The sequence below is a fragment of the Arthrobacter ginkgonis genome (assembly GCF_039540195.1).
Classification (GTDB): Bacteria; Actinomycetota; Actinomycetes; order Actinomycetales; family Micrococcaceae; genus Zafaria; species Zafaria ginkgonis.
This window is the reverse complement of the sequence record NZ_BAABEO010000009.1, coordinates 352,996-376,536: the sequence shown is the minus strand read 5'-3', so window position 1 is coordinate 376,536 and position 23,541 is coordinate 352,996. Positions and strand designations below refer to the sequence as shown.

Genomic DNA, 23,541 nt, shown 5'->3' with positions numbered 1-23,541 from the left:
CTTGCGAAGGTGCGCCGCCGCCGTCGTAGGTGGGGGGCCTGCCGTTAGCGGCGGCCCTGGTTGGCGACGGCCTTGATGGCCTCGGCCGCGGCGGCCGGGTCCAGGTACTTGCCGCCGGCGACAACCGGCTTGAAGTGCTCATCCAGTTCGTACACCAGCGGGATGCCGGTGGGGATGTTCAGCCCGGAGATGTCGGCGTCGGAAATGCCGTCCAGGTGCTTGACCAGCGCGCGCAGGGAGTTGCCGTGCGCGGCGACCAGGACCGTCTTGCCCGCGGCCAGGTCCGGCTTGACCTGATCCTCCCAGTACGGAAGCAGGCGGACCAGGACGTCCTTGAGGCACTCGGTGCGCGGGGCGTCGTCGCCGAGGTCGGCGTAGCGCGGGTCGCCGATCTGGGAGAACTCGGAGTCGTCGGCCAGCGGCGGCGGCGGGGTGTCGTAGGAGCGGCGCCATTCCATGAACTGCTCCTCGCCGAACTCGGCCAGGGTCTGGGCCTTGTCCTTGCCCTGCAGGGCGCCGTAGTGGCGCTCGTTCAGGCGCCAGTTGCGCTTGACCGGGATCCAGCTGCGGTCCGCGGCCTCGAGCGCCAGGTTCGCCGTGATGATGGCGCGCTTGAGCAGCGAGGTGTGCAGGACGTCGGGCAGCAGGCCCTCCTCGGCCAGCAGCTCGCCGCCGCGCACGGCCTCCGTGCGGCCCAGGTCGCTGAGGGGCACGTCGTACCAGCCGGTGAAGAGGTTCTTTTCGTTCCACTCGCTCTGCCCATGGCGAAGCAGGATCAGGGTGTAAGTCATGGGGCCATCCTATCGAGGCCCGCGGGCGCGGAGGGGATTCGTGACGCGGCCGGACGGAACCGAACCCGGCGAGGGGCCGTGGGGTGTTCCGCCTACGATGGTCTGCATGGTGCAGAAGGCGGAGCGGCTTGGCGGACGGGCCTCGGGGCGGCCGGTCGGCAACATTACCCGCGGCACCACCAACCCCAACCGGATGCGCCGGGTGGACCGCTGGTTCGCCGGCCCGCAGGCGTGGCGGCTGCGGACCGAGGAGCGCCCGTTGGCCGTGGACCTCGGCTACGGCGCCTCCCCCACCACCGCCGTGGAGATGTTCATCCGGCTGCGCGCGGTGTGCCCGGACCTGGAACTGGTGGGGCTGGAGATCGAGCCCGAGCGTGTGGCCCGCGGCCAGGCCCTGGACATCGCGGGGCTGTCCTTCCGGCTCGGCGGCTTCGAACTGGCCCTACCGCGCCCGCCCGTGGCGGTGCGCGCGTTCAACGTCCTGCGCCAGTACGAGGAGGCCGACGTCCCGGCCATCTGGGACACCATGCGCGCCCGGCTGGCCCCGCACGGCCTGATCGCGGAGGGCACCTGCGACGAGGTCGGGCGGCGCGCGGCGTGGGTGGGCGTGGACCGCGACGGCCCCACGACGCTGACCATCGCGCTGCGGTTCGGTTCCTTCGCGCTGCCCTCCGAGGTGGCCGAACGGCTTCCGAAGGCGCTGATCCACCGCAACGTGCCCGGCGAGCGGGTCCACGAGTTCCTGCGGGCGGCCGACGCCGCCTGGCTGGCCGCGGCGCCGCTGGCCTCCTTCGGGAACCGCCAGCGCTGGATCGGGATGTGCCGTGCGCTGAAGGCCGCCGGCTGGCCGGTGCACGACGGCGTCCGGCGCTGGCGGCTGGGCGAACTCACCGTGGACTGGGCGTGCGTTGCCCCGCGCAGCGGCGGGCTGGCGCTCAGCGGCGGGCCGGCCCGGCCGCCGGGTCAGTAGCGGTAGTAGTTCCCGCCCTTGCCGGAAACGGCCGGCTTGACGTCGGCGTGGTAGACCGCGGCGATGCAGACCGCGATGATCTGCAGGAATCCGCCGAAGATCGCGAAGCTGAGCAGGCACACGGCTGCCGAACCGCCGGTCATGCCCAGCCAGAAGCCCTTCGTGCGCTTGCCCTCGCGCTGGAACGTGGCCCCGGGGTGCCGCAGGCAGTCCAGGAACGCCCAGCCGGCGATGAACAGCGCGACGATGCTGAACGCGAGCATCAGGTATCTCTCGAATTCAAGCGCAAAGTACATGGCCTCAGTGTAGACGGCGAGGGGCCCGCGACAAGCGAAGCGCGCCATGGGAGCCGTCGGAACGGTAGACGGCGAGGGGCCCGCGACGAGCGAAGCGAGGCGTGGGAGCTGTCTGGCGGTGCGAAAACTAGAGCGCGGTGTCCAGGGCCTGGGACAGGTCCGCCCAGAGGTCCTCGAGGTTTTCGATGCCGACGCTGAGGCGGATGAAGTCCGCGGGCACCGATTCCGGTTCGCCCTGGTGGCGGCGGCGGCGTTCGGCCAGCGACTCGACGCCGCCCAGGCTGGTGGCCGGCAGCCACAGGCGCAGCGCCTCGAGGACCCGCTCTGCGGCTTCCTGGCCGGCGGTGACGCGCAGGCCGACGATCGCGCCGAAGCCGTCCATCTGTTCGGCGGCCAGCTGGTGCCCCGGATCCTCGGGCAGGCCCGGGTAGCGGACCCCGGAAACGGCCGGGTGGGTCAGCAGGCGGCGGGCGATTCCGGCGGCGTTGCGCTCGGAACGCTCCACGCGCAGGGCCATGGTGCGCAGCCCGCGCAACGTCAGCCACGCCTCGAACGGCCCGGCGATCGCGCCGTGCAGGGTGCGGTGGGCATGGAGGCGCTCGCGCAGGTGCGTCTGGCTGGTCACGGCGGCCCCGAGGATGACGTCGGAGTGCCCGCCCATGAACTTCGTGGCGGAGTGCACCACGATGTCCGCACCCAGTTCCAGCGGACGCTGCAGCAGGGGTGTGGAGAAGGTGTTGTCCACGACCGTCACGGCGCCGGCGGCGCGGGCCGCGGCCGTCAGCGCGCGCAGGTCCGCGACCTCGAGCATCGGGTTGGTGGGGCTTTCCAGCCAGACCATGTCGGCGCCGCCGAACAGGGCGATGGTGGCCTCGGTGTCCTCAAGGTCGGCGATGCGGACCTCCACGTTGCTGCGCGTGGCGAGGTCGCCGACCAGGCCGAGGCTGCCGTTGTAGGCGTGGCGCGGAACCACCAGGACGCCGCCGGCCGGGACCAGGGACATGGCCGAGGCCACGGCCGCCATGCCGGAGGCGTAGACCAGGGCGGGCAGGTCCGCCTGCTCGAGCTGCCCGATCGTTTCCTCCAGCGGGTCCCAGGTCGGGTTGGAGAAGCGGCCGTAAACGCGCTCGCCGGGCGCGGGGACTCCCGCGCCGACGAAGGTCGAGGAGAGCACGATCGGCGGATTCACGGGGGCGTCCGGGGTGCGTTCCGGGCGCCCGGCGGCGACGACGAGGGTGTCCGGGGCAATGTCGGTGGCGTGGAGCGACTGCATGGTTTTAAAGCGTAGACCCCCGCCGGGCCGCCGCCGGACATCGGCCCGCCGCGTTACGGCCCGTGGCCCCCGAGCACGGAAACGGCACCGCCTCTCCCCTCCGGCCGGCCAGCCGATAGCGCCTACCGGGCTCCCCCGGCTCGCTCCGCTCGCCGTGGGCCCCTCGCCCGCTAGGCTAGGGGGGTGAGCGAATCCCAGTCCCCCGCCCGGCCGTCCGGGCTGTTCATCGTCTTCGAGGGCGGGGACGGGGCCGGCAAATCCACTCAGGCCGCCCTGCTGTCCGAACGCCTCGAGGCGTCCGGACGGACCGTGCTGCGCACCCGCGAACCGGGCGGCACCCCGATCGGAGAGAAACTGCGGGCGCTGGTCCTGGAGCACGGGCACGGCGACGTCGACCCGCGCACGGAGGCCCTGATGTTCGCGGCCTCGCGCGCCGCGCACGTCGAGCAGGTCATCCGCCCGGCACTGGCCGCGGGCACCGCCGTCGTCTGCGACCGCTACGTCGACTCCTCCGTCGCCTACCAGGGCATCGGGCGCGGCCTCGGTCCCGCGGGGGTGCTGGAGATCAACCGCTGGGCCACCGGCGGGCTGGTCCCCGACCTCACCATCCTGCTGGACGTGGCCCCGGACACCGGGCGCCGGCGCCGCACCTCGGGAGCGCTGGCGGAGGACAGGCTGGAGGCCGAGCCGGACGATTTCCACGCGCGGATCCGCGGCGCGTTCCTGGAGCTGGCCGCCGCCGCGCCGGACCGCTACCTGGTGCTCGACGCCGGCCGTCCCGTCGCGGAGCTGGCCGCGGACATTGCCACGCGGGTGGCGGGGCTGCGATGAACGTCTGGGCGGACCTGCCGGGGCAGGAGGCGGCCGTCGCACAGCTGCGCCGCGCGGCGGCGGACGATGCCCCCACGCACGCCTGGCTGTTCACCGGCCCGCCCGGTTCCGGACGGTCGAACGCGGCGCGTGCCTTCGCCGCGGCCCTGCAGTGCCAGGCCCCGGACCCGGCCGAGCGCGGCTGCGGGACCTGCCACGCCTGCCGCACCGTGCTGGCCGGGACCCACCCCGACGTCGCCCAGGTCGCCACGGAGCACGTCACCTACGCGATCGCCGATGTGCGCGAGCTCATCGGCAAGGCGCAGGACAAGCCCTCCGGCGGGAAATGGCGCGTCATCATCATGGAGGACGCTGACCGCATGACCGAGCGCACCACGAACGTGCTGCTCAAGGCCATCGAGGAGCCGCCGCCGCATACCGTGTGGCTCCTGTGCGCGCCCAGTCCCGCGGACGTGCTGGTCACCATCCGTTCGCGCTGCCGCCCGGTGAGCCTGCGCGTGCCCAATACGAAGGCCGTGACGGAACTGCTGGTGCGCCGCGACGGCCTCACCCCCGAGCAGGCCGAATTCGCCGCCCGGATCTCCCAGGGGCACATCGGCATTGCCCGCCGGCTGGCCCGGGACGAGGGCGCACGGCTGCGCCGGGACCGCACCGTCCGGCTGCCGCTGGGGCTGCGCAGCGTGTCCGACGCCGTGATCGCCGCCGGAGACCTGGTGGAGCTGTCCACCTCGGAGGCCACTGCGGCGGCCGAGGAGCGCGGCGCGGCGGAGGCCCGCAGGCTCCGCGAGACGCTGGGCCTGGCCGAGGACGCCCCGGTCCCGCCGCAGCTGCGCAGCCAGTTCAAGCAGCTGGAAGAGACGCAGAAGCGACGGGCCAAGCGCGGGGTGAACGATTCGCTGGACCGTTCGCTGATCGACCTGACCACGTTCTTCCGTGACGTCCTGACGCTACAACTGAAGGCGGGCACCGAGCTCGTCAACGACTACCTGGGGGCGGAACTGCGCTCCTACGCGGCACGGTCCACCCCCGAGCAGACGCTCGCCCGGATCGATGCCATTTCCGAGGCGCGGGTACGCATTACCGCCAACGTCTCCCCTCTGCTGGCCATGGAGGCCATGATGGCAGGACTGCTGCCGCCGCGCTGACCCTGGCGCCGGCACCCACCCCGACCCTTCCCACCACAAGCCGCCGAGGAGCCACCATGAAATACCTACGACCCGCATTCCGGGCGGTCGCCGCCGCGGCCGCCGGGATGCTGCTGCTGGCCGGGTGCGCCCCCGGCTCTTCGGACGACACCGGGAGTTCCACCACGTCCTCGGGCATGGTCGGCGTGAACACGGTCGCGGCGGGGCTGGAGAAGTTCTACACCCAGACGGTGGACTGGTCCTCGTGCGAAGCGGAGGCCGGCCCCGGCTTCGAGTGCGCCAAGATCGAGGTCCCCATGGACTACGAGCGCCCCGCGGCGGAGACGATGTCCCTGGCGCTGCTGCGCAAGCAGGCCACCGGCGAGAAGGTCGGCAGCCTGCTGGTCAATCCGGGCGGCCCGGGCGGCTCCGGCTACGACTTCGCGCGCGATGCCATGGCGACCACGCTGACGAGCCTGAACTCCGGCTACGACGTGATCGGCTTCGACCCGCGCGGGGTCAGCCGTTCCACCCCGGTCACCTGCCAGACGGCCGCGGAGCAGGACGCCGCCCGCCAGAAGCAGTACGACACCTCAACCGATGAGGGCCTGGCGGAGATCGAGACCGCCAGCCGCGACTACGCGAAGGCCTGCGCGGAACGGACCGGCGTCTCGCTGGCCTACGTGGACACCGTCAGCGCGGCCCGCGACCTGGACGTGCTGCGGGCGCTCAGCGGCGACGAAAAGCTGAACTACCTCGGCTTCTCCTACGGCACCAAGCTCGGCGCCACCTATGCCGGCCTGTTCCCGCAAAACGTCGGCCGCATGGTGCTGGACGGCGCGCTGGACCCCTCGCTGAACAACGAGGAGATCACCTTGGGCCAGGCCGGGGCCTTCGAGTCGGAGATCCGCGCCTACCTGCAGAGCTGCCTGGCCGCGGCCGGCTGCCCGTTCAGCGGCAGCGTCGACAACGCCACCAAGCAGCTGCAGGACCTCTTCGACTCCGTCGAGAAATCCCCCATGACGGCCGCGGACGGACGCCTCGTGCCGATCAACACCTTTGTCAGCGGGTTCCTCCTCCCGCTCTACGACAACGCCTCCTGGCCGGTGCTCACCCAGGCGCTGACCGAGGCGAAGGCCGGGAACCCGACCACGATGCTGTGGCTGGCCGACCTGGGCGCGGGACGCAAGGAAGACGGCACGTATGACGGGAACTCCTCCGACGCCTTCAGCTCGATCAACTGCCTGGACTACCCGATGGTCACCGACATCGAGGGCCAGCGCCAGGACGCGAAGGAACTGGAGGCCGCCTCTCCCACCATCGGCAAGTACCTCGCGTTCGGCGGCTTCACCTGCAAGGACTGGCAGTACCCGCCGACCGGTTCGCCCGCTCAGATCACCGCGGCCGGCGCGGCCCCGATCGTGGTCATCGGCACCACCGGCGATCCGGCCACTCCCTACCAGTGGTCCCAGTCCCTGGCCGAGCAGCTCGAATCCGCTGTGCTCCTGACCTACAAGGGCCACGGACACACCGCCTACGGCCGCGCCGGATCCTGTATCCAGGACCCGGTCGACGCCTACCTGCTCGAGGGCAAGCTTCCCAGCGACGGCCTGACCTGCTGAGCCGGGCCTGCTGGGTTGGGCCTGCTGAAATGGGGGCCGAGGGGCGCGCCGTTTTGACCGCGACCGACCGGCTCCTATAAAGTTGGGGACTGCGGCCGCAAGGCCGTGAGGCCCCTATAGCTCAGTCGGTAGAGCGTTTCACTCGTAATGAAAAGGTCGCCAGTTCGATTCTGGCTGGGGGCTCGACCGGGAAGGACCCGCCACCATGAGGTGGCGGGTCCTTCCGCATGTGGGCCCCGTTCCGGGAGTGGCGGCGTCCGGGATCGGGGCGCAGCGGCTAGGCGAAGTCGGAAACCGCCGGATCCGGGCCGATGCGACCGGCCTCGCCCTGGTCCAGACCGTCGATGGCGGCGATGTCTTCGGCGTCGAGCGTAAGGCCCAGCGCCGCCCAGTTCTCCGCGATGCGCTCCGGGGTCACCGACTTCGGAATCACCACGTTGCCCAACGCCAGGTGCCAGGCGATGGCCACCTGCGCCGGGGTGGCACCGTGCTTGGTGGCGATGCGCTCCAGCACCGGCTCGGCGAGCAGCTCGCCGCCCTGGCCCAGCGGGGACCAGGACTGGTGCAGGATGCCCTTGGAGGCCGCGTAGGCGCGCAGCTCGGACTGCGGGAAGTAGGGGTGGGTCTCCACCTGGTGGATCGCCGGGACGACGCCGGTGGCGTCCTCGATCTCCCGCAGCGCCTCGACCGTGAAGTTGCAGACGCCGATCGAGCGCACCCGCCCGGTCCGCTGCAGCTCGATCAGCGCCTTCCAGGTCTCGACGTGCTTGCCCTGCTTCGGCTGGAGCCAGTGGATCAGGTACAGGTCCAGGGTCTCCAGCCCCAGGCGCTCCATCGAGGCCTCGAAGGCGTCCAGGGTCTGCTGGTAGCCCTGGTCCGAGTTCCAGACCTTGGTGGTGATGAAGAGGTCCTCGGGGGCGATCCCGGAGGCCGCAATGGCGCGGCCCACGCCGGCCTCGTTGCCGTAGATGCGGGCGGTGTCGATGTGGCGGTAGCCCGCTTCGAAGGCGTTGAGGACGGCGCCTTCGGCGACATCGTCCTTCACCTGCCACACGCCGTAGCCCAGCTGCGGGATGGTGTGGCCGTCGTTCAAGGAAAGTTCGGGGGACACGAAATTTGTCATGGGCCCATCCTGCCACCGGCGCGGCGGCCCGACCCCGCTGCCGGGGCAGGCTCCGCCCATGGCGAAAACGCCGCCCGCCTGCGCGTTTCGGCTCCCGCGCGCCGGGCCCGGCCCCTGATGCCGGGGCGCCGCCTCAGCCCGCGGCGCGGGCCTGCTCCAGTGCCGCCTCAGCCGCCAGCACGCCGCCGGTGACAACGTCGGCCCGCCGGGCCACGTTCTCCAGCCCGGCCGACGCGTAGCCCCAGCGCTCGCCGTCGAGCCTGGCCATGGCCGCCGACTGCGCGGCCGTGGCCAAGTCGTTTGCCGCCTTGGACAGGGCACGGTGGACCGGGGCGAGGCCGCCGGGAATGTCGGTGTCGGAGCTCGGCCTCAGCAACTGCGCCTCCCGGCAGACCTCGCGCACCCGCGGCTGCAGGTCGGCCAGGTGATCGGCGATCATGACCAGGGCGTTGTAGAGGTCGTCGTCCTCGATTCCTTCGAGCACCTGGTGGAAGCGGTCCAGCCCGCGGCCGTAGCGGTCGTGGGCGCGGCGCCATATGCCGGTGCCCAGGTCCTTGTCGTCGCGGCGCGCAGCCCGTGCGCCGGAAAAGAGCCCCATTCCCGTTTCCATCCCCTACAGGTACTGTCCGGGACCGTGCTGGGGCTCGCTGTCCGAGGGTGCCACCCGGACCGGTTCGCCCTGCTCGTTGATGACGATCCCGGGCGCCACCTCGGTGCCCGCGGGGATCTGGCGCATGTGGATGCGCTGGGCAAGCTGCTGGTTCGCCAGCTGCTGCGCGGCCAGCGCGGTCTGGATGCCGTGGAAGACGCCCTCCAACCAGCCGACCAGCTGGGCCTGGGCGATGCGCAGCTCGGCCTCGGACGGGGCCTCGCCCTCGGTGAAAGGCAGCCGCATGCGGCGCAGCTCCTGGACCAGTTCGGGGGAAAGCCCCCGCTCCAGTTCCGCGATTGCCCGCTCGTGGATGTCGGCGAGGGTCACCCGGGCCTTCTCATCGAGCGGCGCGGACTTCACCTCTTCAAGGAGCTGCTTGACCATCCCGCCCACGCGGAGGACCTTTGCGGGTTCATCGACCAGCCCGCGGATGCGGAAGGACTCCCCCGCGGGAACCTGTCCGTCCTGGCTTCCTGCGTCGTCCGGCTGGGCCTCGGGCAGCTGCTGATCGGTCATGGGTCCATCTTGCCACGGACGATGGGACCGGGCTGTGGGCCAAAACGCCGCGTGGCGCCTCCGGGCCGCCGGCTCCGCGGGGGCGCCGGCGGCACGGAAGCGCCGCGGTGTGGCGGGGTGCGTGACGGCCCGGCAACGGGGCCCCTAGCAGCACCTCCCTTGGGGATTGCGGTCCTGCCGGTCCATCGCCTCGCGCCAATAGGCGCGCTCGGTGAGGGGTTCCTCGCCGGGATGCGCCTGGCCGTGGTGCTCCAGGTACTTGCGGTAGGCGTCCGCTCCGAGCACTCCGCCGAAGTACCAGGCCAGGCCCCTGCAGCCTTTGGCGACGGCTGCCCCGACCGTGGCCAGGACGGCCGCGGCCCGCGGCGGGGTGGGCGTGTCCACGGCTAGTGCCCCCTGTAGTTGAGGGCGCGCAGGCGGGCGGGCAGGGCGTTCCACCGCGCGTCCAGTTCCTTCTCGGCGGGGCTGGCCACAATGCCCGCCGGAGCGTAGATCCGCGACGGCGCCGCCGGATCCTCGTTGTCGGTCCCTCCGTGGGGGAACGCGCGGATGGTGGCGATGATGGCCGTGGCGATCACGATCACCGACAGCACCAGGAACACGATCGACAGCGTGCCCTGGACGAAGGTGTTGCGGACCACCGCTTCCATGGCCGCGACCGACTTCGCCGAGCCGAAGCTCTGCAGGCCGTCGGCCAGGGCCTGCTTGTACGCGTTGTGCTGCGCCCAGTAGCCCACAGACGGCACCGGGGAGAAGATCTTGTACAGCGAAGCCGTCACCGTGACCACGGTGGCGAAGGCCAGCGGCAGGATGACCACCCACAGGTGCTTGAAATTGCCGCGCTTGGCGACGATCGTCATGACCACCGCGAGGGCGATCGCGGCCAGGAGCTGGTTGGAGATGCCGAACAGCGGGAAGAACGTGTTGATGCCGCCAAGCGGGTCCGTCACGCCCAGGATCAGGATGTACCCCCAGCCGGCGACCATAAGGGCCGTGCAGACCCAGGCGCCGATGCGCCACGAGGTGTCCTTGAACCGCGGAATGAAGTTTCCGATCGCGTCCTGCAGCATGAAGCGGGACACGCGCGTGCCGGCGTCGACGGCGGTGAGGATGAACAGCGCCTCGAACATGATGGCGAAGTGGTACCAGAAGGCCATCATCGCGGGGCCCCCGAACCACTGGTTCATGATGGTGGCGATGCCGACGGCCAGCGTGGGGGCGCCGCCGGTGCGCGAGACCACGGATTCCTCGCCCACGTCGGCGGCCAGGGTGGTGAGCATGTCCGGGGTGAGGTTCACGCCCGCCAGGCCCAGCCCGTTCACGAAGGCCACTGCCCCGTCCACGGTGCCGCCGGTCGCCGCCACCGGAGAGTTCATGGCGAAGTAGATGCCGCGGTCGATCGAGATCGCCGCCACCAGCGCCATGATGGCCACGAACGATTCCATGAGCATGCCGCCGTAGCCGATGAACCGGGTCTGACGTTCCTTCTGGAGCAGTTTCGGCGTGGTGCCGGAGGAGATCAGCGCATGGAAGCCGGACAGCGCGCCGCAGGCGATCGTCACGAACAGGAAGGGGAAGAGGCTTCCCGGAACAACCGGTCCGTCGTTGCGGAAGGCGTACTCGGAGAAGGCCGGGACGGTGATCTCCGGGCGGACCACGACGACGGCGAGCGCCAGCAGCGCGATCACGCCGACCTTCATGAACGTGGAGAGGTAGTCGCGCGGTGCCAGCAGCAGCCACACCGGCAGGACCGCGGCGACGAAGCCGTAGATGATGATCGCCCACGCGATGGTGGTGCGGTCCAGGTGGAACAGTTCGGCGCCCCACGCGGTTTCAGCCACCCAGCGGCCGGAGATGATCGCGAACATCAGCAGGACGAAGCCGATCAGGGAGATCTCCAGGACCTTGCCGGGCCGGATGTAGCGCAGGTAGATGCCCATGAACAGGGCAATCGGAATGGTGAGGGCCACGGAATAGACGCCCCACGCGGATTCGCCCAGGGCGTTGACGACGACCAGCGCGAGGATCGCCACGATGATGATCATGATCGCGATCGTGGCGATCAGTGCCGCCGTGCCGCCGACCAGGCCGAGTTCCTCGCGCGCCATCTGTCCGAGCGAGCGGCCGCCGCGGCGCATCGAGAAGAAGAGGACCAGGTAGTCCTGGACGGCACCGGCCAGGACCACGCCGATGATGATCCAGACGGTGCCGGGAAGGTAGCCCATCTGGGCCGCCAGGATGGGGCCCACCAGCGGGCCGGCCCCGGCGATGGCGGCGAAGTGGTGGCCGAAGAGGACGCGGCGGTCGGTGGGCACGTAGTCGTGCCCATTCACCTTGTATTCGGCCGGGGTGGCCCGGAAGTCATCCGGCTTGGTGATCTTCCGCTCGATGTACTTGGCGTAGAAGCGGTAGGCGATCAGGTAGGTGCAGACCGACGCGAAGACGAACCAGATGGCGTTGATGGTTTCCCCGCGGGAAAGGGCCAGCACGGCCCACGCGACGCCGCCGAGCAGGGCGAGCACCACCCACAGCGCGATCTTGGCCGGCGTCCACTTGCGTTCCTCGGCCTCCACCACGGCCGGATCGACCGCGGCCGGAGGAATCCGCTCCTCGGGAGTGAGTGGTGTGCTCATGTTGGGCCTCGTGTTCCTGTCTCTCGAGTGATGTGCCGGCCATGCACGGTCTCCCCCCGACCACCCACAGCCGCGTGACTTTGAGGGTACTCCCCCTTGTCAGGCACATCACAGGGCTTGACACCCTCCGGCAACCCGTGCGGCGAATGGCCCCGCCCGTGCGGCGGACGGCTGCCGTCCCGTGGCCGGGCCTGCGCCGGAGGCCAGGGGCCAGCGCGTTAGAGCGTCAGGAGCAGCTTGCCGCGGTGTTCCCCCGAGTCGAAGAACTCGTGGGCCTGGGCGACCTGCTCCAGCGGGAAGGTCCGTTCCACGGCGACGCGCACGGTGCCGGCCTCCACCAGCGGCCACACCCGTTCCACCGTTCCGGCGACGATCCGCGCCTTTTCCGCGGCGGGGCGCGAACGCAGCGTGGTGCCGATGATGCGGGCCCGCCGGGACATCAGCGCCCCCAAATCCAGCTCCGCCTTCGCTCCGCCCTGCAGTCCTATAACCACCAGCCGTCCACCAACGGCGAGCGCGCGCACGTTCCGTTCCAGGTACTTGGCGCCGATCACGTCCAGGACGATGTCCGCCCCATGCCCCGCGGTGAGCTCCCGGATGCGGTCGACGAAGTCCTCGGTGCGGTAGTCGATGCCCGCCTCCGCGCCGAAGCCGCGACAGTACTCCAGCTTCTCCGGGGTGCCGGCGGTGACGATCGGGTGTGCGCCGACGGCCGCCACGAGCTGGGTGGCCATGGTGCCGATGCCGCCGGCGCCGCCGTGGATGAGCACGGTCTCCCCCGCGGCCAGCCCGGCCTCCAGGAACAGGTTGGAGTAGACCGTCGCGGCCACCTCGGGCAGCGCGGCGGCCTCGACCAGGTCCACCCCTTCCGGGACCGGCATCAGTTGCCCGGCCGGGACGGTGACGTATTCGGCGTACCCGCCGCCGGCGAGCAGCGCGCAGACCCGCGCGCCGGCGGCGTACCCCTGCACGTCCGAGCCCACGGCGGCGACGGTGCCGCTGACCTCCAGCCCGGGGATGTCCGTGGTGCCGGGCGGGGGCGGATAGAAGCCGCGGCGCTGCTGCACGTCGGCGCGGTTGATGCCGGCGGCCGCGACGCGGACCAGGACCTCGCCGGGGCCCGGCTCCGGGACCGGGCGTTCGGTGACCGCGGCGACCTCCGGACCTCCGGCGGCGGTGAACTCGACTGCACGCATCTGTTGCTCCCCTGTTCCGCGGCGCTCCTCGCCGCCCTTGTCAGGGTAGACGCTCGGGGCGCGCTTTTGGCCGGACGCCTCGGCTCTGCCGTATAGTGGCCGGGTCTGGATGGTTGTCCGAGCGGCCTAAGGAGCCGGTCTTGAAAACCGGTGTGCGGTGACCCCGTACCAAGGGTTCAAATCCCTTACCATCCGCGGCGCACGACGGCGGTGTCCCCGGTTCCGGGGGCACCGCCGTCTTCGCGTACGGGGCGGGTTCGGGGACGGGATCAGGCGTCGGTGAAGAGCTCCGGGCACAGTCGGCTCAGCAGCGCCCCGCGCAGTCCCACCGTGTCCGTCTCCCAGAACACCTCGGGGTAGACCAGCGCCCCGGAGACGGCGGCTCCCGGGTCCAGGCGGGCCACCATGAAGGCGGCGTCCGGGATCCGGCGGCTGGGCTTGGTGAAGCCGGCGGGGCCTGCGGGCACGAAGCCCAGGCGGTCGTAGTAGCCGGGCGCCCCCTCCAGGAACACCAAGGAGTAGCCGGCGTCCCGGGCCTGAGCAAGCGCCTGCCTGACGAGGGCCGTCCCCACGCCCTGGCCGCGGAAAGCGTCGTCGACGGAGAGCGGGCTGAGGACCAGCACCCGGTGGAGGTGGTCCCGCCCGTCCACGTAGGCGGGCGTCATGCCCACGTGCCCGGCCACCCCGCCATCGGCCTCCGCCACCAGTTCGAAGCCCTTGCCCGCGGACCAGTAGGTGCGCAGCGCGTCGAGCAGGACGGCGACCCGCTCGCCTTCCTCCGGCTCGTCGCTGCCGAAGGCCTCGCGGACGAGCTCGCGGATCCGGGTTTCCTCCCCGGGGCGCGGGGAACGGATGGTGGTGGGGGTGGAGGTGTCCATGGGTCGAGCGTAGCGCGCCGAATCTCCAGGCGTCCCGGGGACGAGGCGACGCGCCCGTCCGAAAGCATGGACGGTGTCGGCGGCGGCACCTAGGCTCGGTCCTGTGCGCCGGGCGCTCCGCCCTGTGCGCTTCTTGAGTGCAACTCCCTGCCTACCGGAAGGACCACCATGCCCATCCGCGAGACCACCGCCGCCGGCGAACCCGTCTGGACGGATCTCTCCTCCAGCGACATCGAAAAGACCAAGGCGTTCTACACCGGCCTGTTCGGCTGGACCTACGACGAGGCCGCCCCCGAGGAATACGGCGGCTACATCTCCGCCCGGCTCAACGGCCAGCTGGTGGCCGGCCTGAGCCCGCATCACCCGGAGTTCGGCGGCGTCCCGAACGTCTGGGGCCTGTACCTGAAATCGGACGACATCGACGAGACGGCCGATGCGGTTGGCGCCGCCGGCGGCCAGGTCTTGGCTCCGCCGATGCATGTGGACCCGTACGGGCACATGGCGATCCTCTCCGACGCCGGCGGCGCGGCGATCGGGGCCTGGCAGCCGCAGACGCACGAGGGCTTCGGGGTGGACGCCGAGCACGGCGCTCCCGCCTGGTTCGAACTGCACACCAAGGACTTCGCGGCGGCGGTGCCCTTCTACGAGCGGGCGTTCGGCTGGAAGACCGCGGTGATGGGCGACACGGACGAGTTCCGCTACAGCACCCTGGGCGAGGGGGACGATGCCCGCGCCGGGATCATGGACGCCTCGTCGTACCTGCCCGCGGAGGTCCCCAGCTTCTGGATCACCTACTGGGGCGCCGACGACGTCGACGCGACCGCGGCGAAGGCCGTGGAACTGGGCGGCAAGGTGGTCACCGAGCCCGAGGACACCCCGTATGGACGCATGGCCACCGTGGAGGACTCCACCGGGGCGACGTTCAAGCTGATCGGCGTCGCTGACTGAGGTTCCGCAGGTGCCGGGGCCGCCGCGTGGCGGCCCCGGCACACGGACGACGGCGGCACCCGGGCGGGTGCCGCCGTCGTCCGCCTTGCGGAGTTGGGCCTGTTCGCGGAACTGGCCCAAGTGCGGAGCCGGCCTAGCTAGGGAACCGACCGGGCCGGCCGGATGCCACTACTTGTGGTCGCAGTGGAGGCGGACCCTGTTGCTGTAGTCCCGCCCGTCGTCGTTGCTCCAGCTGACCGCCTGGTAGGTGCGGTTGCAGCGCAGGTCGTCGCCGTGGATGGTGAAGTCGCCGTTGCGGTTCGGGTGGACCCAGAACACGTCGACCGTCCGGTCGCTGGAGACGTTCACGAGCCAGACCTTGACGCGGTTGTCCTCGTAGTCGTTGCCCCGGATGCGGAAGTCGCCGTCACGGTCGATGCGCAGGTGCAGGTCGGCGTCGCTGCGGTTGTTGTGGTTGTTGTAGTCGTTCCTGTCGTGGTCCCGGTTGTAGTTGCTGTTGTTGTAGTAGTAGTTGTTGTTGTTGCGGTTGTGGTCGTTGCCGCTCCAGTTGCCGCCGGTGTTGTAGTTCCGGTTCCAGTCGTTGTCGCGGTTGTTGTTGTGGCGGCGATGGTTGTCGCCGTCATGATGGTCGTCGTTGTTCTGGACGACAGAGGCAACCGGGGTCGTGACGGCGGCCTGCGCGGGAGCTGCGAATCCAACGGTGGCGAGCAGTCCCAAGACCGCACCGGTACTGGCCAGCAGGCGGCGGCGGGAAGAAGCAGGTGAGGTTTTCATGGCTTGTGTATCAATTCCATGTGGTCCGGCGGCCCGGACGCGAGCGTCGCGTCCCTCCAGTGTCCGTGTTCGGCGTGGCGGGCCCCCGGCATCTTTGTGCCACTACCGTCCATCTCGCCGGCCCACTACCGGGGCTGTTCCGGTCCACTGCATGAGGTGGCCAGTGCCGCCACCCTCGGGAGATATGTGCCTCCGGCGTACGCCACCGTGCCCCTCCGGTGCTTGCGAACGCTTAAGTAGTAACCGTAGTCCTCCCCGCGTGCGCCGTGGGCTCAGGCGAGCACGAAAACCGGCGCCGAAGATGGTGCCGACACCCTCTTCTCCACTTTCCGGGTCCGTCCAGAGGGGCTGGCCCGGAAGGCTAGCCTGCCAGCCGGAGCAGTTCGGCGGCCGCGGCGTCGGCGTCGGCCAGGGTACGTGCCCCGTCGGCAAAGGGAGCGCCGGCCTCGGCGGCGATGGCGGTGCCCCACTGCACGCTGGAAAGCTGCAGCCCGAGCACGAAGATCCCGCGGTGCGGCACGCCCGCCGTGTCCACCAGCCGGTACGGTTCCCCGACCACGTCGAAGCCGGAGCCGTGCACCTCCTCGCCGTCGCCGTCGCGCAGCGTGCGCGGGCGGCCCAGCCCGTCCTCCTGAAGCTGGCGCAGCAGCGGCGAGGCGGTTTGGGCGACGCGGTTGGCCGGCATCATCGCCTCCAACAGGTGCCCGGCGGTCACCGGGTCGGCGTCGACCCACGGCGAGGACGCCGTGAAGTGCCCCGCCTCCTCGTCGAGCCCGAACACCGGGTCCGGTCCGATGAACTGCACCACCCCGGCGCGGGCGAGCGCTGCCAGTTCCTCGATGCGCTGCAGCGGCGGGCCGCTGGCCAGGCCCTCGACGAGCGGTTCGAACCAGCGCTGGAGCTCCTCGATGCGGCTGGCGTCCTCTAGCAGTTCCTCCGCGACCATCCGCTTGACCAGCATGCGTCCGGCGTTCAGCGCGCCGATGGCCATCTTCAGGGCATCGGCCTCCCCGCGTGCCGAGCCGCGCGCGTCCTCCTCCAGATACTCGAGCACTGCGGCCTGGTACTCCTCGTGGCCACTGAAGCCGCGCTCGGCGAAGGGGTGTCCCAGGGCGGGAACGTCCAGCCAGCCGGCGTCGGGGGCCAGGTCGGTGACCAGCCGCCGGACCTCGGTGCGCCAGACCTCGTGCCCGGGGTGCGGGGCCTCCAGCACCGCGTCGAGGCGGGCGGTGAACTCAGGTGCCCCGCCCGGGAACAGGTCCGAGCGGGTGCGGGCCAGCGTGGCGTAGTAGGTGCGCAGCACGTCGCGGTGCAGCAGGGGCCAGATGTGCGCCTCGAAGCCGACCTTGCCGGGCGGCTCCCCCGGGGCACCCTCGGCGGCCAGGGCGTGGACCGCCTCGAAGCTCAGGTGGCGCAGGGACACGGAGGGCGGGATGAAGGCGTCCACGGCGGCCTTGGCCCGGTAGGGGGTGCCGCGGCGGGAGGCCGCGTGCAGCACCGGCTCGCGCCCGGAGGCGCGGTACTCCAGCGCCCGGCCGGGGCCGTGGCCGGTCTCCACGAACTCGCCGTTGCGGCCCACGGTCAACTGCACCATGGCGTCGAAGAAGTTCAGTCCCAGGCCGCGCACCAGCACGGTGCCTCCCTCGGGGTAGGTGCTCCAGTCGACGTCGGCGGGCACGTTCGGCGGCTGGTAGTGCAGCCCGGCGGCGTCGGCCCGCTCGCCGGCGGCCTGCTGCCGCGGGTTGGGCAGGGCCGGAACGTGTCCCACGGCCAGGACGACGGCGTCCGCCGCGAGGGTGCCGTGCCCGCCGTCGAGCCCGACGGCGTAGCCGGAACCGGAGCGGCGCACGGACAGCGCCGAGGCGGGCAGGTGCCGCAGCTGCGCCACCGCGGGGTGGACGGCCAGGCGGGCGGCGGCCAGTTCGTGGACGTGGCGCAGGTAGCGCCCGTACAGGGCCCGCGAAGGGTAGGAGCCCGGGCCCAGGGCCGCCAGTTCGGCGGTCTCGGGCGGGGTGAGCGTGGCGCCGTCGCCGGCGGAGGCCAGCCATTCGGCGAAGGTCAGGCCCGGACCGGCCCCGTGGCCGCGGGGCGGAGCAACGGTGGGGAACAGGGCGGGGGTGTTCATCAGGAACAGCCTGGGCTGCCCGGTCGCCCAGACGTGCCCGGGGCCGGGCTCGTGGGGGTCCACGACGGTGATGTCCAGGAGCTGGCGCGGGTGGGTCTCCGTTCCCTCCCCCTCCAGCCGTGCCGCCAGCCGCTCCAGCAGGGAGGTGCCTCGCGGGCCTGCGCCGATGACCACTATTCCGAAATGCCCGTTGCCCATCCCCACAGCCTAGTGGCCGGGGCCCGGGTGGCCAGCGCTGCCGCGGCCCGTTCCGGCGGGTCCGGTGTGCCGCCGGATCCCGTGCCGGTGCCCGCTGTAGGCCTGGCGGGCCCCGGCACCGGGGACGCGGCCCCAGCCTGCGGTGCCGGGACACGGCCCCGCCTCCGGCGGCAGGACCGCCCGGCATGCGTTAATGCATCACATGCCCCTCAGCCCACCTCCCTCCATTCCGCAACGGCGCGCCTTGGTGATCGAGGACGATCCGGACATCCGGGGCCTGCTGGCGATGCTGCTGGAGCAGCGGGGTTTCGCGGTGTCGGAGGCCTCCGGCGGGCTCGCCGGCGTGGAGTCCGCGGCGCGGAGTGAACCCGACCTGGTCATCCTCGACATGGGCCTTCCGGACATCGACGGGCTGGAGACCTGCCGCCGGCTGCGCCGCTTCACCAACGCCTACGTGATGGTGGTCAGTGCCCACAACCAGGAGGCCGACCTTTTGGCGGGGCTCCAGGAGGGGGCCGACGACTATGTCGCCAAGCCGTTCTCCGCCCGCGAGCTGGGAGCACGGATCGATGCCGTGTTCCGCCGCCCGCGCATGGCGGAGCCCCCCGGCCCGGCCCGGGATGCGGACATGGATGAGGAACAGCAGCGGGCGGCGGCCGTGCAGCGCGGGCTGCTGCCGCGCAGCGCGCCCGAAGTTCCCGGCTACGGGCTGGCCGGCCATTGCCGTCCCACGCGCAGCGTGGGCGGGGACTTCTACGACTGGCACCTGCAGCAGGACATGCTCACCGTGACCCTGGCCGACGCCATGGGCAAGGGCATGGGTGCCGCGCTGCTGGCGGCCACGCTGCGCTCGGCGCTGCGCGGAGCGCACGGGCCGTCCCCGCTGCGCACCTGCGCCGCGGCACTGGACCTGGCCGGACCCGACCTCTACGCCCTCGACGCCTTCGCCACCGTCTTCCATGCGGTGCTGGACGCCGGCACGGGGACGCTGCGCTACGTCGACGCCGGACACGGGCTGGCCTGGATTGTCGATCCCGCAGGCGGTACCCGCCGCCTCGGCGGCCAGGGGCTGCCCTTCGGCATCGAGGCCGAGGCCGTGTGGGAGGAGCAGAGCGAGCGTCTGCTGCCCGGGGAGTCCCTGGTGGCGGTCAGCGACGGGTTTCTGGACGCTGCCGGCGGGATCGACGCCGCCGCCACGCGGATCCGGACCGAGCTGGCGTCCTCCGCGTCCGCGCAGGACGCCGCGGAGGCGCTGGCCGCGGGTGCCGGCGACGCCCCGGGGGACGATCTGACCGTGGTGGTGCTGCGCCGCGCGGCGGCCTAGCGGCAGGGGCCAGGACTTGGACAGTGGAAGGAAGAACAGTGCAGTTCACAACATCAACGCGCGGTGACCTCGTCGAGATCGCCACGGCGGGCAAGCTGAACATGGCCTCGGCACCCGAACTGCGCCGGGTGGTCGCCGAGATCGCGGCCCCCGGCGGGGCGCGGATCGTGGTCAACCTCGCGGGGACCGAGTTCATGGATTCCTCCGGGCTGGGGGCCCTGGTGGGGTGCCTGAAGACCGCCCGCGGGACCGGCGGCGACCTGCGCATCGCCAACGTCCAGGAGCAGGTCCGGATGGTGCTGGAGCTGACCAACATGGACCGCATCTTCACCCCCTATCCCTCGGTGGAAACGGCCTACGACGGTGTGTAGCCTGGATCCACTCACCTCCTGCCGCACCCCGGCGGACTGCGAGGCCGTCAACCGGTGCCACGAACGGCTGGACCGGCTGTGGGAAGCGCACCCCGCTGTGCCGCCGCGGGAACGGGCCCGCTTCGAGACCGCGCTGGTGGAGATCGTCGGCAACGTCGTGCGCCATGCCCGGCCCGGCCCGGGCCAGCGCCTCGAAGTGGCCGTGGAACTGAGCGTGGACGCGTCCTTCCTCGAGGCCCGCGTCCACGAGTTCGGCGCCGTGCACGCGGACATCCCCCACCTGCGCGCGGCGGACGCGGCCAACCCGGCCGCGGAGGCCGAATCGGGGCGCGGCCTGGCCATGGTCCGTTCATTGGTGGAAACGCTGGCCTACTCCCCCACGGAGGGGGGCAACATCTGGACACTGCGCAGGAGGCACGCATGAGCACACCCGTTGGCCCGGCCCAGGGCCCGGCCCACGACCCGTACCTGTGGCTGGAAGACACCCGCGGCGAACGCGCCCTGGACTGGGTAAGGACCCGCAACGCGCAGACCGAGGAAATGCTCTTCGACGACTCCCACCGCGCCCTGGAGGCCTCGCTGCTGGAGGTGCTCGATTCCGGGGAGCGGATCCCGGCGGTCACCAAGCGCGGAGACCACTACTACAACTTCTGGCGCGACGCCGAACATCCCAAGGGGCTGTGGCGGCGCACCACCTGGGAGCAGTACCGCACCGACCGGCCCGCCTGGGAGGTGCTGCTGGACGTCGACGCGCTCGCCGCCGCCGAAGGCGTCGAGTGGGTGTTCGCCGGCACCCGGATGCTGCGGCCGCCGGCCGGCGAGCCCTACCGCCGCGCCCTGGTGATGCTCTCCCCGGACGGCGGGGACGCGGTGGAGGTGCGCGAGTTCGGCCTCGACTCGCGGGACTGGGTGGCCCCGGACGACCGCGGGTTCCGGCTTCCCGCCGCGAAGACCCGGGTTTCCTGGGACGGCCCGGACGCGCTGTACGTGGCGACGGACTTCGGCCCCGGCTCGCTGACCCGCTCCTCCTATGCCCGCACGGTCAGGCGCGTGGAGCGGGGACAGGATCCGGCGCACGCCCCGGAGGTGTTCGCGGTGGACGAATCCCACGTGCTGGCGGTGGTCTCGCGCGATGCGCGGCCGGGCTTCGAGCGAACCGTCGCCGTGGATGTCATCGACTTCCACAACTCGCGCACCAGCGTGCTGGGATCCGACCGGTGGCGTCCCATCGAGGTGCCCACCGACGTGCAGGTGGGCCTGCACCGCCAATGGCTGCTGCTGAGCCCCCAGACCCCGTGGGAGGTCGACGGACGGACGCTGGCACCGGGCACGCTGGCCGTCGCCCCGCTTGAGGCGTTCCTGGCCGGGGACCGCACGGTCACCGAGGTCTTCGTTCCGGACGAGTCCTCCTCGCTGGAGTCCTACGACTTCACGCGCGACCACCTGCTGCTGAACGTGCTGCATGACGTCTCCTCCCAGGTCTTGGTCGCGGATCCGGCCCACGGGTGGGCCGTGCGCCCGCTGGAGGTCGGCGCCGAACTGCACACCTTCGAGGTCGCCGCCGTCGACGACGAGGATCCCGGGACCGCCAACGACTACTGGCTGACCCTGACCGGGTTCCTCACTCCGACCACGCTGGCGCGCGGAACCGTCGACGCCGGTCCCCCCGCACCGGTCAAGCGCGCTGCCGGGTTCTTCGCCGCGGAGGGGTACGCCGTCGAGCAGCACTTCGCGACCAGCGACGACGGCACCCGCATCCCCTACTTCCAGGTCGCCCCGCGCGGCATGGCGCTGGACGGGGCCAACCCGGTGCTGATGAACGGGTACGGCGGCTTCCAGACCTCCCTGACGCCGTCCTACTCGGGGGCGGTGGGCCGCGCGTGGCTGGAACGGCGGACCCCCGACGGGCGCGGCGGCGTGTACGTGGTGGCGAACATCCGCGGCGGCGGCGAGTACGGCCCGCGCTGGCACCGCGCCGCGCTGCGCGAGGCGCGCCACCGAGCCTACGAGGACTTCGCGGCGGTCGCCCGGGACCTCGTGGCGCGCGGGGTGACGGTTCCGGAGCGGCTGGCCGCGACGGGGCGCAGCAACGGCGGCCTGCTAGTGGGGAACATGTTCACCGGGTACCCGGAGCTGTTCGGCGCGATCTCCTGCGGCGTGCCGCTGCTGGACATGCGCCGGTACACCCGCCTCGGCGCCGGGCATTCGTGGATCGCCGAGTACGGGGACCCGGAGGTGCCCGGGGACTGGGAGTTCCTGCGCACCTTTTCCCCCTACCACCGCTTCGACGACGAGCCGCTGGCCGAGGGTTCCGCCTATCCGGCCACGTTGATCTGGACCGCGACCAGCGACGACCGGGTGGGGCCGGAGCAGGCCCGCAAGATGGCCGCGAAGCTGATCGACGCCGGGGTGCCCGACGTCTGGTACCACGAGGCGCTCGACGGCGGGCACGCCGGGGCCTCCGACAACCGGCAGAGCGCGCGGATGCTGGCGACCAGCTACGGGTTCCTGTGGCGGACGGTGGGTGCGGCGCGCCGATAGCGGCGCCGTTTTTGAAAGCGGCGCCTGCGTTCGGTAGTCTTGGAGGGCTGGAAACGGCAAAGGACACGTGCCAGAGCGGCCGAATGGACTTCACTGCTAATGAAGGGTCGGGGTTAAACTCGACCGGGGGTTCAAATCCCCCCGTGTCCGCGCTGAAAACCCCCGGGAAACCGGGGGTTTTCGTGTTTTTCGGGCCCAGCGTTCCCGGTTCCGGGTACCGAGGGATGCGAACCCTCCGTACCCGGCCGCCGAAGGCTAGGCCTGGTTGCCGAAGGCGGAGAGGATCCGGCGGACGGCTTCGTGGGGCAGGCCGGTGCGCTCGCTGACGATCCGGGCGGCCTCGTCGATGCGGCCGGAGCCCAGGTGCTCCAGGAAGAGCCGGCGCTCGGCGTCGGGCAGGTCGGCGGCACTGAAGCTGATCCGCCCGTCCGGCCCCTCGCCCTCGAAGGTGACCTCGGCGATTTCCCCGTCACCGCCGAGGCCCTCGGCGGGCGCGGACTCGAGCAGCTGGCGGATCGACTCCTCGTCCAGCCCGGAATGCTTGGCGAAGAGGGCAGCGGCGCCACCGAGGTCGCGGTCGCGCATCAGCGACAGGAACTGGTCGTGCTCGGCCGGGGGCAGGTCTTCGCTGGAGAATTCGCGGGTGACTCCGGCGGTTTCGGCGGTGATCTTGAACGAGGTGGTGGTGCGTCCGGCGGCGCTGCCGAAGCGCTCGGCCCAGTCGTCCGGAATGGTCAGCGCATCCTCCAACGGATCGGGCACGGCGGCGCTCTGCGGGGCCGAGGCCGGAACCGCCGGCCCGGCCGGCACGGCGGGGGCCGCCGGAACCGGCTGCTCGGGGGCGGGCGCCCCGGACGGGTCTTCCGCGGCCGGCACGGCCGGTCCGGCGGGTGCAGGTCCCGCCGGTTCGTGGCTGCCCGGTTCGGGCTTGGCCAAATCAAGTCCCGCCGCATCATTCGCTGTCGATTCCGGCGCAGCCGATTCCCGTGCTGCCGCTTCCTGCACTGCCCTGTCGCGGAAGACCTGCGGATGCTGCTGGAGGCTGCGCACGGCCACGATGGACTGCTTCACGCCCAGCCCCGTGGCGTTGCGGAACTCCTGGACGGCGCCGAGGAAGTTGTCCTGCCCCAGGTGCCGGTACACGGCGCGGTGGGTTTCGGCGTTCAGCAGCGCCGAGGCGGCGATCGCGGCCTCCGGCCCCACTGCCGCGGCAACCTCCGCCGAGTTCTTCGTCCGCACCCGCGACAGCCACCACCAGCCCAGCGTGAGGACAAGCAGCGGAACCAGCACCCAGAACAGGATTTCCATGGTGCCTAGTTTAGGGGTCGTTGAGGAGAGGGGGATCGCTAGGAACC

General features: G+C 71.5%; 22 protein-coding genes and 3 tRNA genes. 12 read left to right on the top strand and 13 right to left on the bottom strand.

Annotated features, from left to right (window positions below; genetic code table 11):
• Positions 1–44 precede the first annotated feature (44 nt).
• Positions 45–791 carry a phosphoglyceromutase gene (locus ABD912_RS08320; RefSeq protein ID WP_345149950.1) on the bottom strand — a complete coding sequence of 249 codons (747 nt, stop codon included), beginning with the start codon at positions 789–791 and terminating at the stop codon, positions 45–47.
• A gap of 106 nt (positions 792–897) precedes the next feature.
• Between ABD912_RS08320 and ABD912_RS08315 the strand changes: the two genes are divergently transcribed.
• Positions 898–1,761, top strand: a complete 864-nt coding sequence (locus ABD912_RS08315; RefSeq protein WP_345149949.1) for a class I SAM-dependent methyltransferase — start codon at positions 898–900, stop codon at positions 1,759–1,761.
• Here the strand turns inward: ABD912_RS08315 and ABD912_RS08310 are convergent.
• Both ABD912_RS08310 and ABD912_RS08305 read right to left on the bottom strand, forming a co-directional pair.
• Positions 1,755–2,057: a DUF2516 family protein gene (locus tag ABD912_RS08310; protein ID WP_345149948.1), complete on the bottom strand. Its 303-nt coding sequence runs from the start codon at positions 2,055–2,057 to the stop codon at positions 1,755–1,757. The genes ABD912_RS08315 and ABD912_RS08310 overlap by 7 nt on opposite strands.
• Positions 2,058–2,184: 127 nt before the next feature.
• A complete protein-coding gene (locus tag ABD912_RS08305) occupies positions 2,185–3,330 on the bottom strand; it encodes a trans-sulfuration enzyme family protein (RefSeq protein ID WP_345149947.1) in 1,146 nt (381 codons plus the stop codon).
• 183 nt (positions 3,331–3,513) lie between these two features.
• On the opposite strand from ABD912_RS08305, the gene tmk reads away from it, so the two are divergent.
• From tmk to ABD912_RS08285, 4 genes are all read left to right on the top strand, one after another.
• A complete protein-coding gene (gene tmk / locus ABD912_RS08300; protein ID WP_345149945.1) occupies positions 3,514–4,161 on the top strand; it encodes a dTMP kinase in 648 nt (215 codons plus the stop codon).
• Positions 4,158–5,306, top strand: coding sequence for a DNA polymerase III subunit delta' (locus tag ABD912_RS08295; RefSeq protein ID WP_345149943.1), 1,149 nt, complete (start codon positions 4,158–4,160; stop codon positions 5,304–5,306). The genes tmk and ABD912_RS08295 overlap by 4 nt, the downstream gene beginning before the upstream one ends.
• A 56-nt stretch (positions 5,307–5,362) precedes the next feature.
• Positions 5,363–6,907: an alpha/beta hydrolase gene (locus tag ABD912_RS08290; protein ID WP_345149942.1), complete on the top strand. Its 1,545-nt coding sequence runs from the start codon at positions 5,363–5,365 to the stop codon at positions 6,905–6,907.
• 110 nt (positions 6,908–7,017) lie between these two features.
• A tRNA-Thr gene (locus ABD912_RS08285) sits at positions 7,018–7,090 on the top strand.
• 94 nt (positions 7,091–7,184) lie between these two features.
• On the opposite strand, the gene ABD912_RS08280 is transcribed toward ABD912_RS08285, so the two are convergent.
• The 6 genes from ABD912_RS08280 to ABD912_RS08255 all read right to left on the bottom strand — a co-directional run bounded on the left by ABD912_RS08280 (position 7,185) and on the right by ABD912_RS08255 (position 13,027).
• The gene (locus ABD912_RS08280) at positions 7,185–8,030 is read right to left on the bottom strand and encodes an aldo/keto reductase (RefSeq protein ID WP_345149940.1); all 846 of its coding nucleotides are present in this window, start codon (positions 8,028–8,030) and stop codon (positions 7,185–7,187) included.
• Positions 8,031–8,163: 133 nt separating this feature from the next.
• Positions 8,164–8,628 carry a hypothetical protein gene (locus ABD912_RS08275; protein ID WP_345149938.1) on the bottom strand — a complete coding sequence of 155 codons (465 nt, stop codon included), beginning with the start codon at positions 8,626–8,628 and terminating at the stop codon, positions 8,164–8,166.
• 15 nt (positions 8,629–8,643) lie between these two features.
• Positions 8,644–9,198, bottom strand: a complete 555-nt coding sequence (locus ABD912_RS08270; protein ID WP_345149936.1) for a proteasome activator — start codon at positions 9,196–9,198, stop codon at positions 8,644–8,646.
• A 144-nt stretch (positions 9,199–9,342) separates the two neighbouring features.
• Positions 9,343–9,582, bottom strand: a complete 240-nt coding sequence (locus ABD912_RS08265; RefSeq protein ID WP_345149934.1) for a YbdD/YjiX family protein — start codon at positions 9,580–9,582, stop codon at positions 9,343–9,345.
• A gap of 2 nt (positions 9,583–9,584) precedes the next feature.
• On the bottom strand, positions 9,585–11,831 hold the full coding sequence (locus ABD912_RS08260; protein WP_345149933.1) for a carbon starvation CstA family protein: 2,247 nt from the start codon (positions 11,829–11,831) through the stop codon (positions 9,585–9,587).
• Positions 11,832–12,049: 218 nt separating this feature from the next.
• Positions 12,050–13,027 (bottom strand): NAD(P)H-quinone oxidoreductase, encoded by a 978-nt coding sequence (locus tag ABD912_RS08255; protein WP_345149932.1) that lies wholly within the window; start codon positions 13,025–13,027, stop codon positions 12,050–12,052.
• A 107-nt stretch (positions 13,028–13,134) separates the two neighbouring features.
• On the opposite strand from ABD912_RS08255, the gene ABD912_RS08250 reads away from it, so the two are divergent.
• Positions 13,135–13,222: transfer RNA gene (locus tag ABD912_RS08250), tRNA-Ser, on the top strand.
• A gap of 74 nt (positions 13,223–13,296) precedes the next feature.
• Here ABD912_RS08250 and ABD912_RS08245 read toward each other — a convergent pair.
• Positions 13,297–13,905 carry a GNAT family N-acetyltransferase gene (locus ABD912_RS08245; protein ID WP_345149931.1) on the bottom strand — a complete coding sequence of 203 codons (609 nt, stop codon included), beginning with the start codon at positions 13,903–13,905 and terminating at the stop codon, positions 13,297–13,299.
• Between the two features lie 168 nt (positions 13,906–14,073).
• Here ABD912_RS08245 and ABD912_RS08240 point away from each other — a divergent pair, with 168 nt between their 5' ends.
• On the top strand, positions 14,074–14,853 hold the full coding sequence (locus ABD912_RS08240; RefSeq protein ID WP_345149930.1) for a VOC family protein: 780 nt from the start codon (positions 14,074–14,076) through the stop codon (positions 14,851–14,853).
• Between the two features lie 168 nt (positions 14,854–15,021).
• Here the strand turns inward: ABD912_RS08240 and ABD912_RS08235 are convergent, their stop codons facing one another.
• Positions 15,022–15,627 (bottom strand): hypothetical protein, encoded by a 606-nt coding sequence (locus tag ABD912_RS08235; RefSeq protein WP_345149929.1) that lies wholly within the window; start codon positions 15,625–15,627, stop codon positions 15,022–15,024.
• A gap of 361 nt (positions 15,628–15,988) precedes the next feature.
• Entirely contained in the window at positions 15,989–17,950 is a 1,962-nt protein-coding gene (locus tag ABD912_RS08230; protein WP_345149928.1) for an FAD/NAD(P)-binding protein, read from the bottom strand.
• A gap of 202 nt (positions 17,951–18,152) precedes the next feature.
• Between ABD912_RS08230 and ABD912_RS08225 the strand changes: the two genes are divergently transcribed.
• The 5 genes from ABD912_RS08225 to ABD912_RS08205 all read left to right on the top strand — a co-directional run bounded on the left by ABD912_RS08225 (position 18,153) and on the right by ABD912_RS08205 (position 22,336).
• The gene (locus tag ABD912_RS08225; protein ID WP_345149927.1) at positions 18,153–19,274 is read left to right on the top strand and encodes a PP2C family protein-serine/threonine phosphatase; all 1,122 of its coding nucleotides are present in this window, start codon (positions 18,153–18,155) and stop codon (positions 19,272–19,274) included.
• Between the two features lie 38 nt (positions 19,275–19,312).
• Positions 19,313–19,645 (top strand): STAS domain-containing protein, encoded by a 333-nt coding sequence (locus tag ABD912_RS08220; RefSeq protein ID WP_345149926.1) that lies wholly within the window; start codon positions 19,313–19,315, stop codon positions 19,643–19,645.
• Positions 19,638–20,069 (top strand): ATP-binding protein, encoded by a 432-nt coding sequence (locus ABD912_RS08215; RefSeq protein ID WP_345149925.1) that lies wholly within the window; start codon positions 19,638–19,640, stop codon positions 20,067–20,069. Before ABD912_RS08220 ends, ABD912_RS08215 begins: the two co-directional genes overlap by 8 nt.
• A complete protein-coding gene (locus tag ABD912_RS08210) occupies positions 20,066–22,186 on the top strand; it encodes a prolyl oligopeptidase family serine peptidase (protein ID WP_345149923.1) in 2,121 nt (706 codons plus the stop codon). Before ABD912_RS08215 ends, ABD912_RS08210 begins: the two co-directional genes overlap by 4 nt.
• A gap of 61 nt (positions 22,187–22,247) precedes the next feature.
• A tRNA-Ser gene (locus ABD912_RS08205) sits at positions 22,248–22,336 on the top strand.
• Positions 22,337–22,441: 105 nt separating this feature from the next.
• Here ABD912_RS08205 and ABD912_RS08200 read toward each other — a convergent pair.
• A complete protein-coding gene (locus ABD912_RS08200; protein WP_345149921.1) occupies positions 22,442–23,494 on the bottom strand; it encodes a hypothetical protein in 1,053 nt (350 codons plus the stop codon).
• Positions 23,495–23,541 lie beyond the last annotated feature (47 nt).

Bases quoted from the DNA above. Each gene is read 5' to 3' on its own strand.
- ABD912_RS08280 (WP_345149940.1), bottom strand. From the start codon at position 8,030: ATGACAAATTTCGTGTCCCCCGAACTTTCCTTGAACGACGGCCACACC.
- ABD912_RS08225 (WP_345149927.1), top strand. From the start codon at position 18,153: ATGCCCCTCAGCCCACCTCCCTCCATTCCGCAACGGCGCGCCTTGGTG.
- ABD912_RS08305 (WP_345149947.1), bottom strand. From the start codon at position 3,330: ATGCAGTCGCTCCACGCCACCGACATTGCCCCGGACACCCTCGTCGTC.
- ABD912_RS08260 (WP_345149933.1), bottom strand. From the start codon at position 11,831: ATGAGCACACCACTCACTCCCGAGGAGCGGATTCCTCCGGCCGCGGTC.
- ABD912_RS08255 (WP_345149932.1), bottom strand. From the start codon at position 13,027: ATGCGTGCAGTCGAGTTCACCGCCGCCGGAGGTCCGGAGGTCGCCGCG.
- ABD912_RS08315 (WP_345149949.1), top strand. From the start codon at position 898: ATGGTGCAGAAGGCGGAGCGGCTTGGCGGACGGGCCTCGGGGCGGCCG.
- ABD912_RS08275 (WP_345149938.1), bottom strand. From the start codon at position 8,628: ATGGGGCTCTTTTCCGGCGCACGGGCTGCGCGCCGCGACGACAAGGAC.
- ABD912_RS08295 (WP_345149943.1), top strand. From the start codon at position 4,158: ATGAACGTCTGGGCGGACCTGCCGGGGCAGGAGGCGGCCGTCGCACAG.
- ABD912_RS08245 (WP_345149931.1), bottom strand. From the start codon at position 13,905: ATGGACACCTCCACCCCCACCACCATCCGTTCCCCGCGCCCCGGGGAG.
- ABD912_RS08310 (WP_345149948.1), bottom strand. From the start codon at position 2,057: ATGTACTTTGCGCTTGAATTCGAGAGATACCTGATGCTCGCGTTCAGC.
- ABD912_RS08240 (WP_345149930.1), top strand. From the start codon at position 14,074: ATGCCCATCCGCGAGACCACCGCCGCCGGCGAACCCGTCTGGACGGAT.
- ABD912_RS08270 (WP_345149936.1), bottom strand. From the start codon at position 9,198: ATGACCGATCAGCAGCTGCCCGAGGCCCAGCCGGACGACGCAGGAAGC.
- ABD912_RS08235 (WP_345149929.1), bottom strand. From the start codon at position 15,627: ATGAAAACCTCACCTGCTTCTTCCCGCCGCCGCCTGCTGGCCAGTACC.
- ABD912_RS08230 (WP_345149928.1), bottom strand. From the start codon at position 17,950: ATGGGCAACGGGCATTTCGGAATAGTGGTCATCGGCGCAGGCCCGCGA.
- ABD912_RS08320 (WP_345149950.1), bottom strand. From the start codon at position 791: ATGACTTACACCCTGATCCTGCTTCGCCATGGGCAGAGCGAGTGGAAC.
- ABD912_RS08290 (WP_345149942.1), top strand. From the start codon at position 5,363: ATGAAATACCTACGACCCGCATTCCGGGCGGTCGCCGCCGCGGCCGCC.
- ABD912_RS08200 (WP_345149921.1), bottom strand. From the start codon at position 23,494: ATGGAAATCCTGTTCTGGGTGCTGGTTCCGCTGCTTGTCCTCACGCTG.
- ABD912_RS08210 (WP_345149923.1), top strand. From the start codon at position 20,066: ATGAGCACACCCGTTGGCCCGGCCCAGGGCCCGGCCCACGACCCGTAC.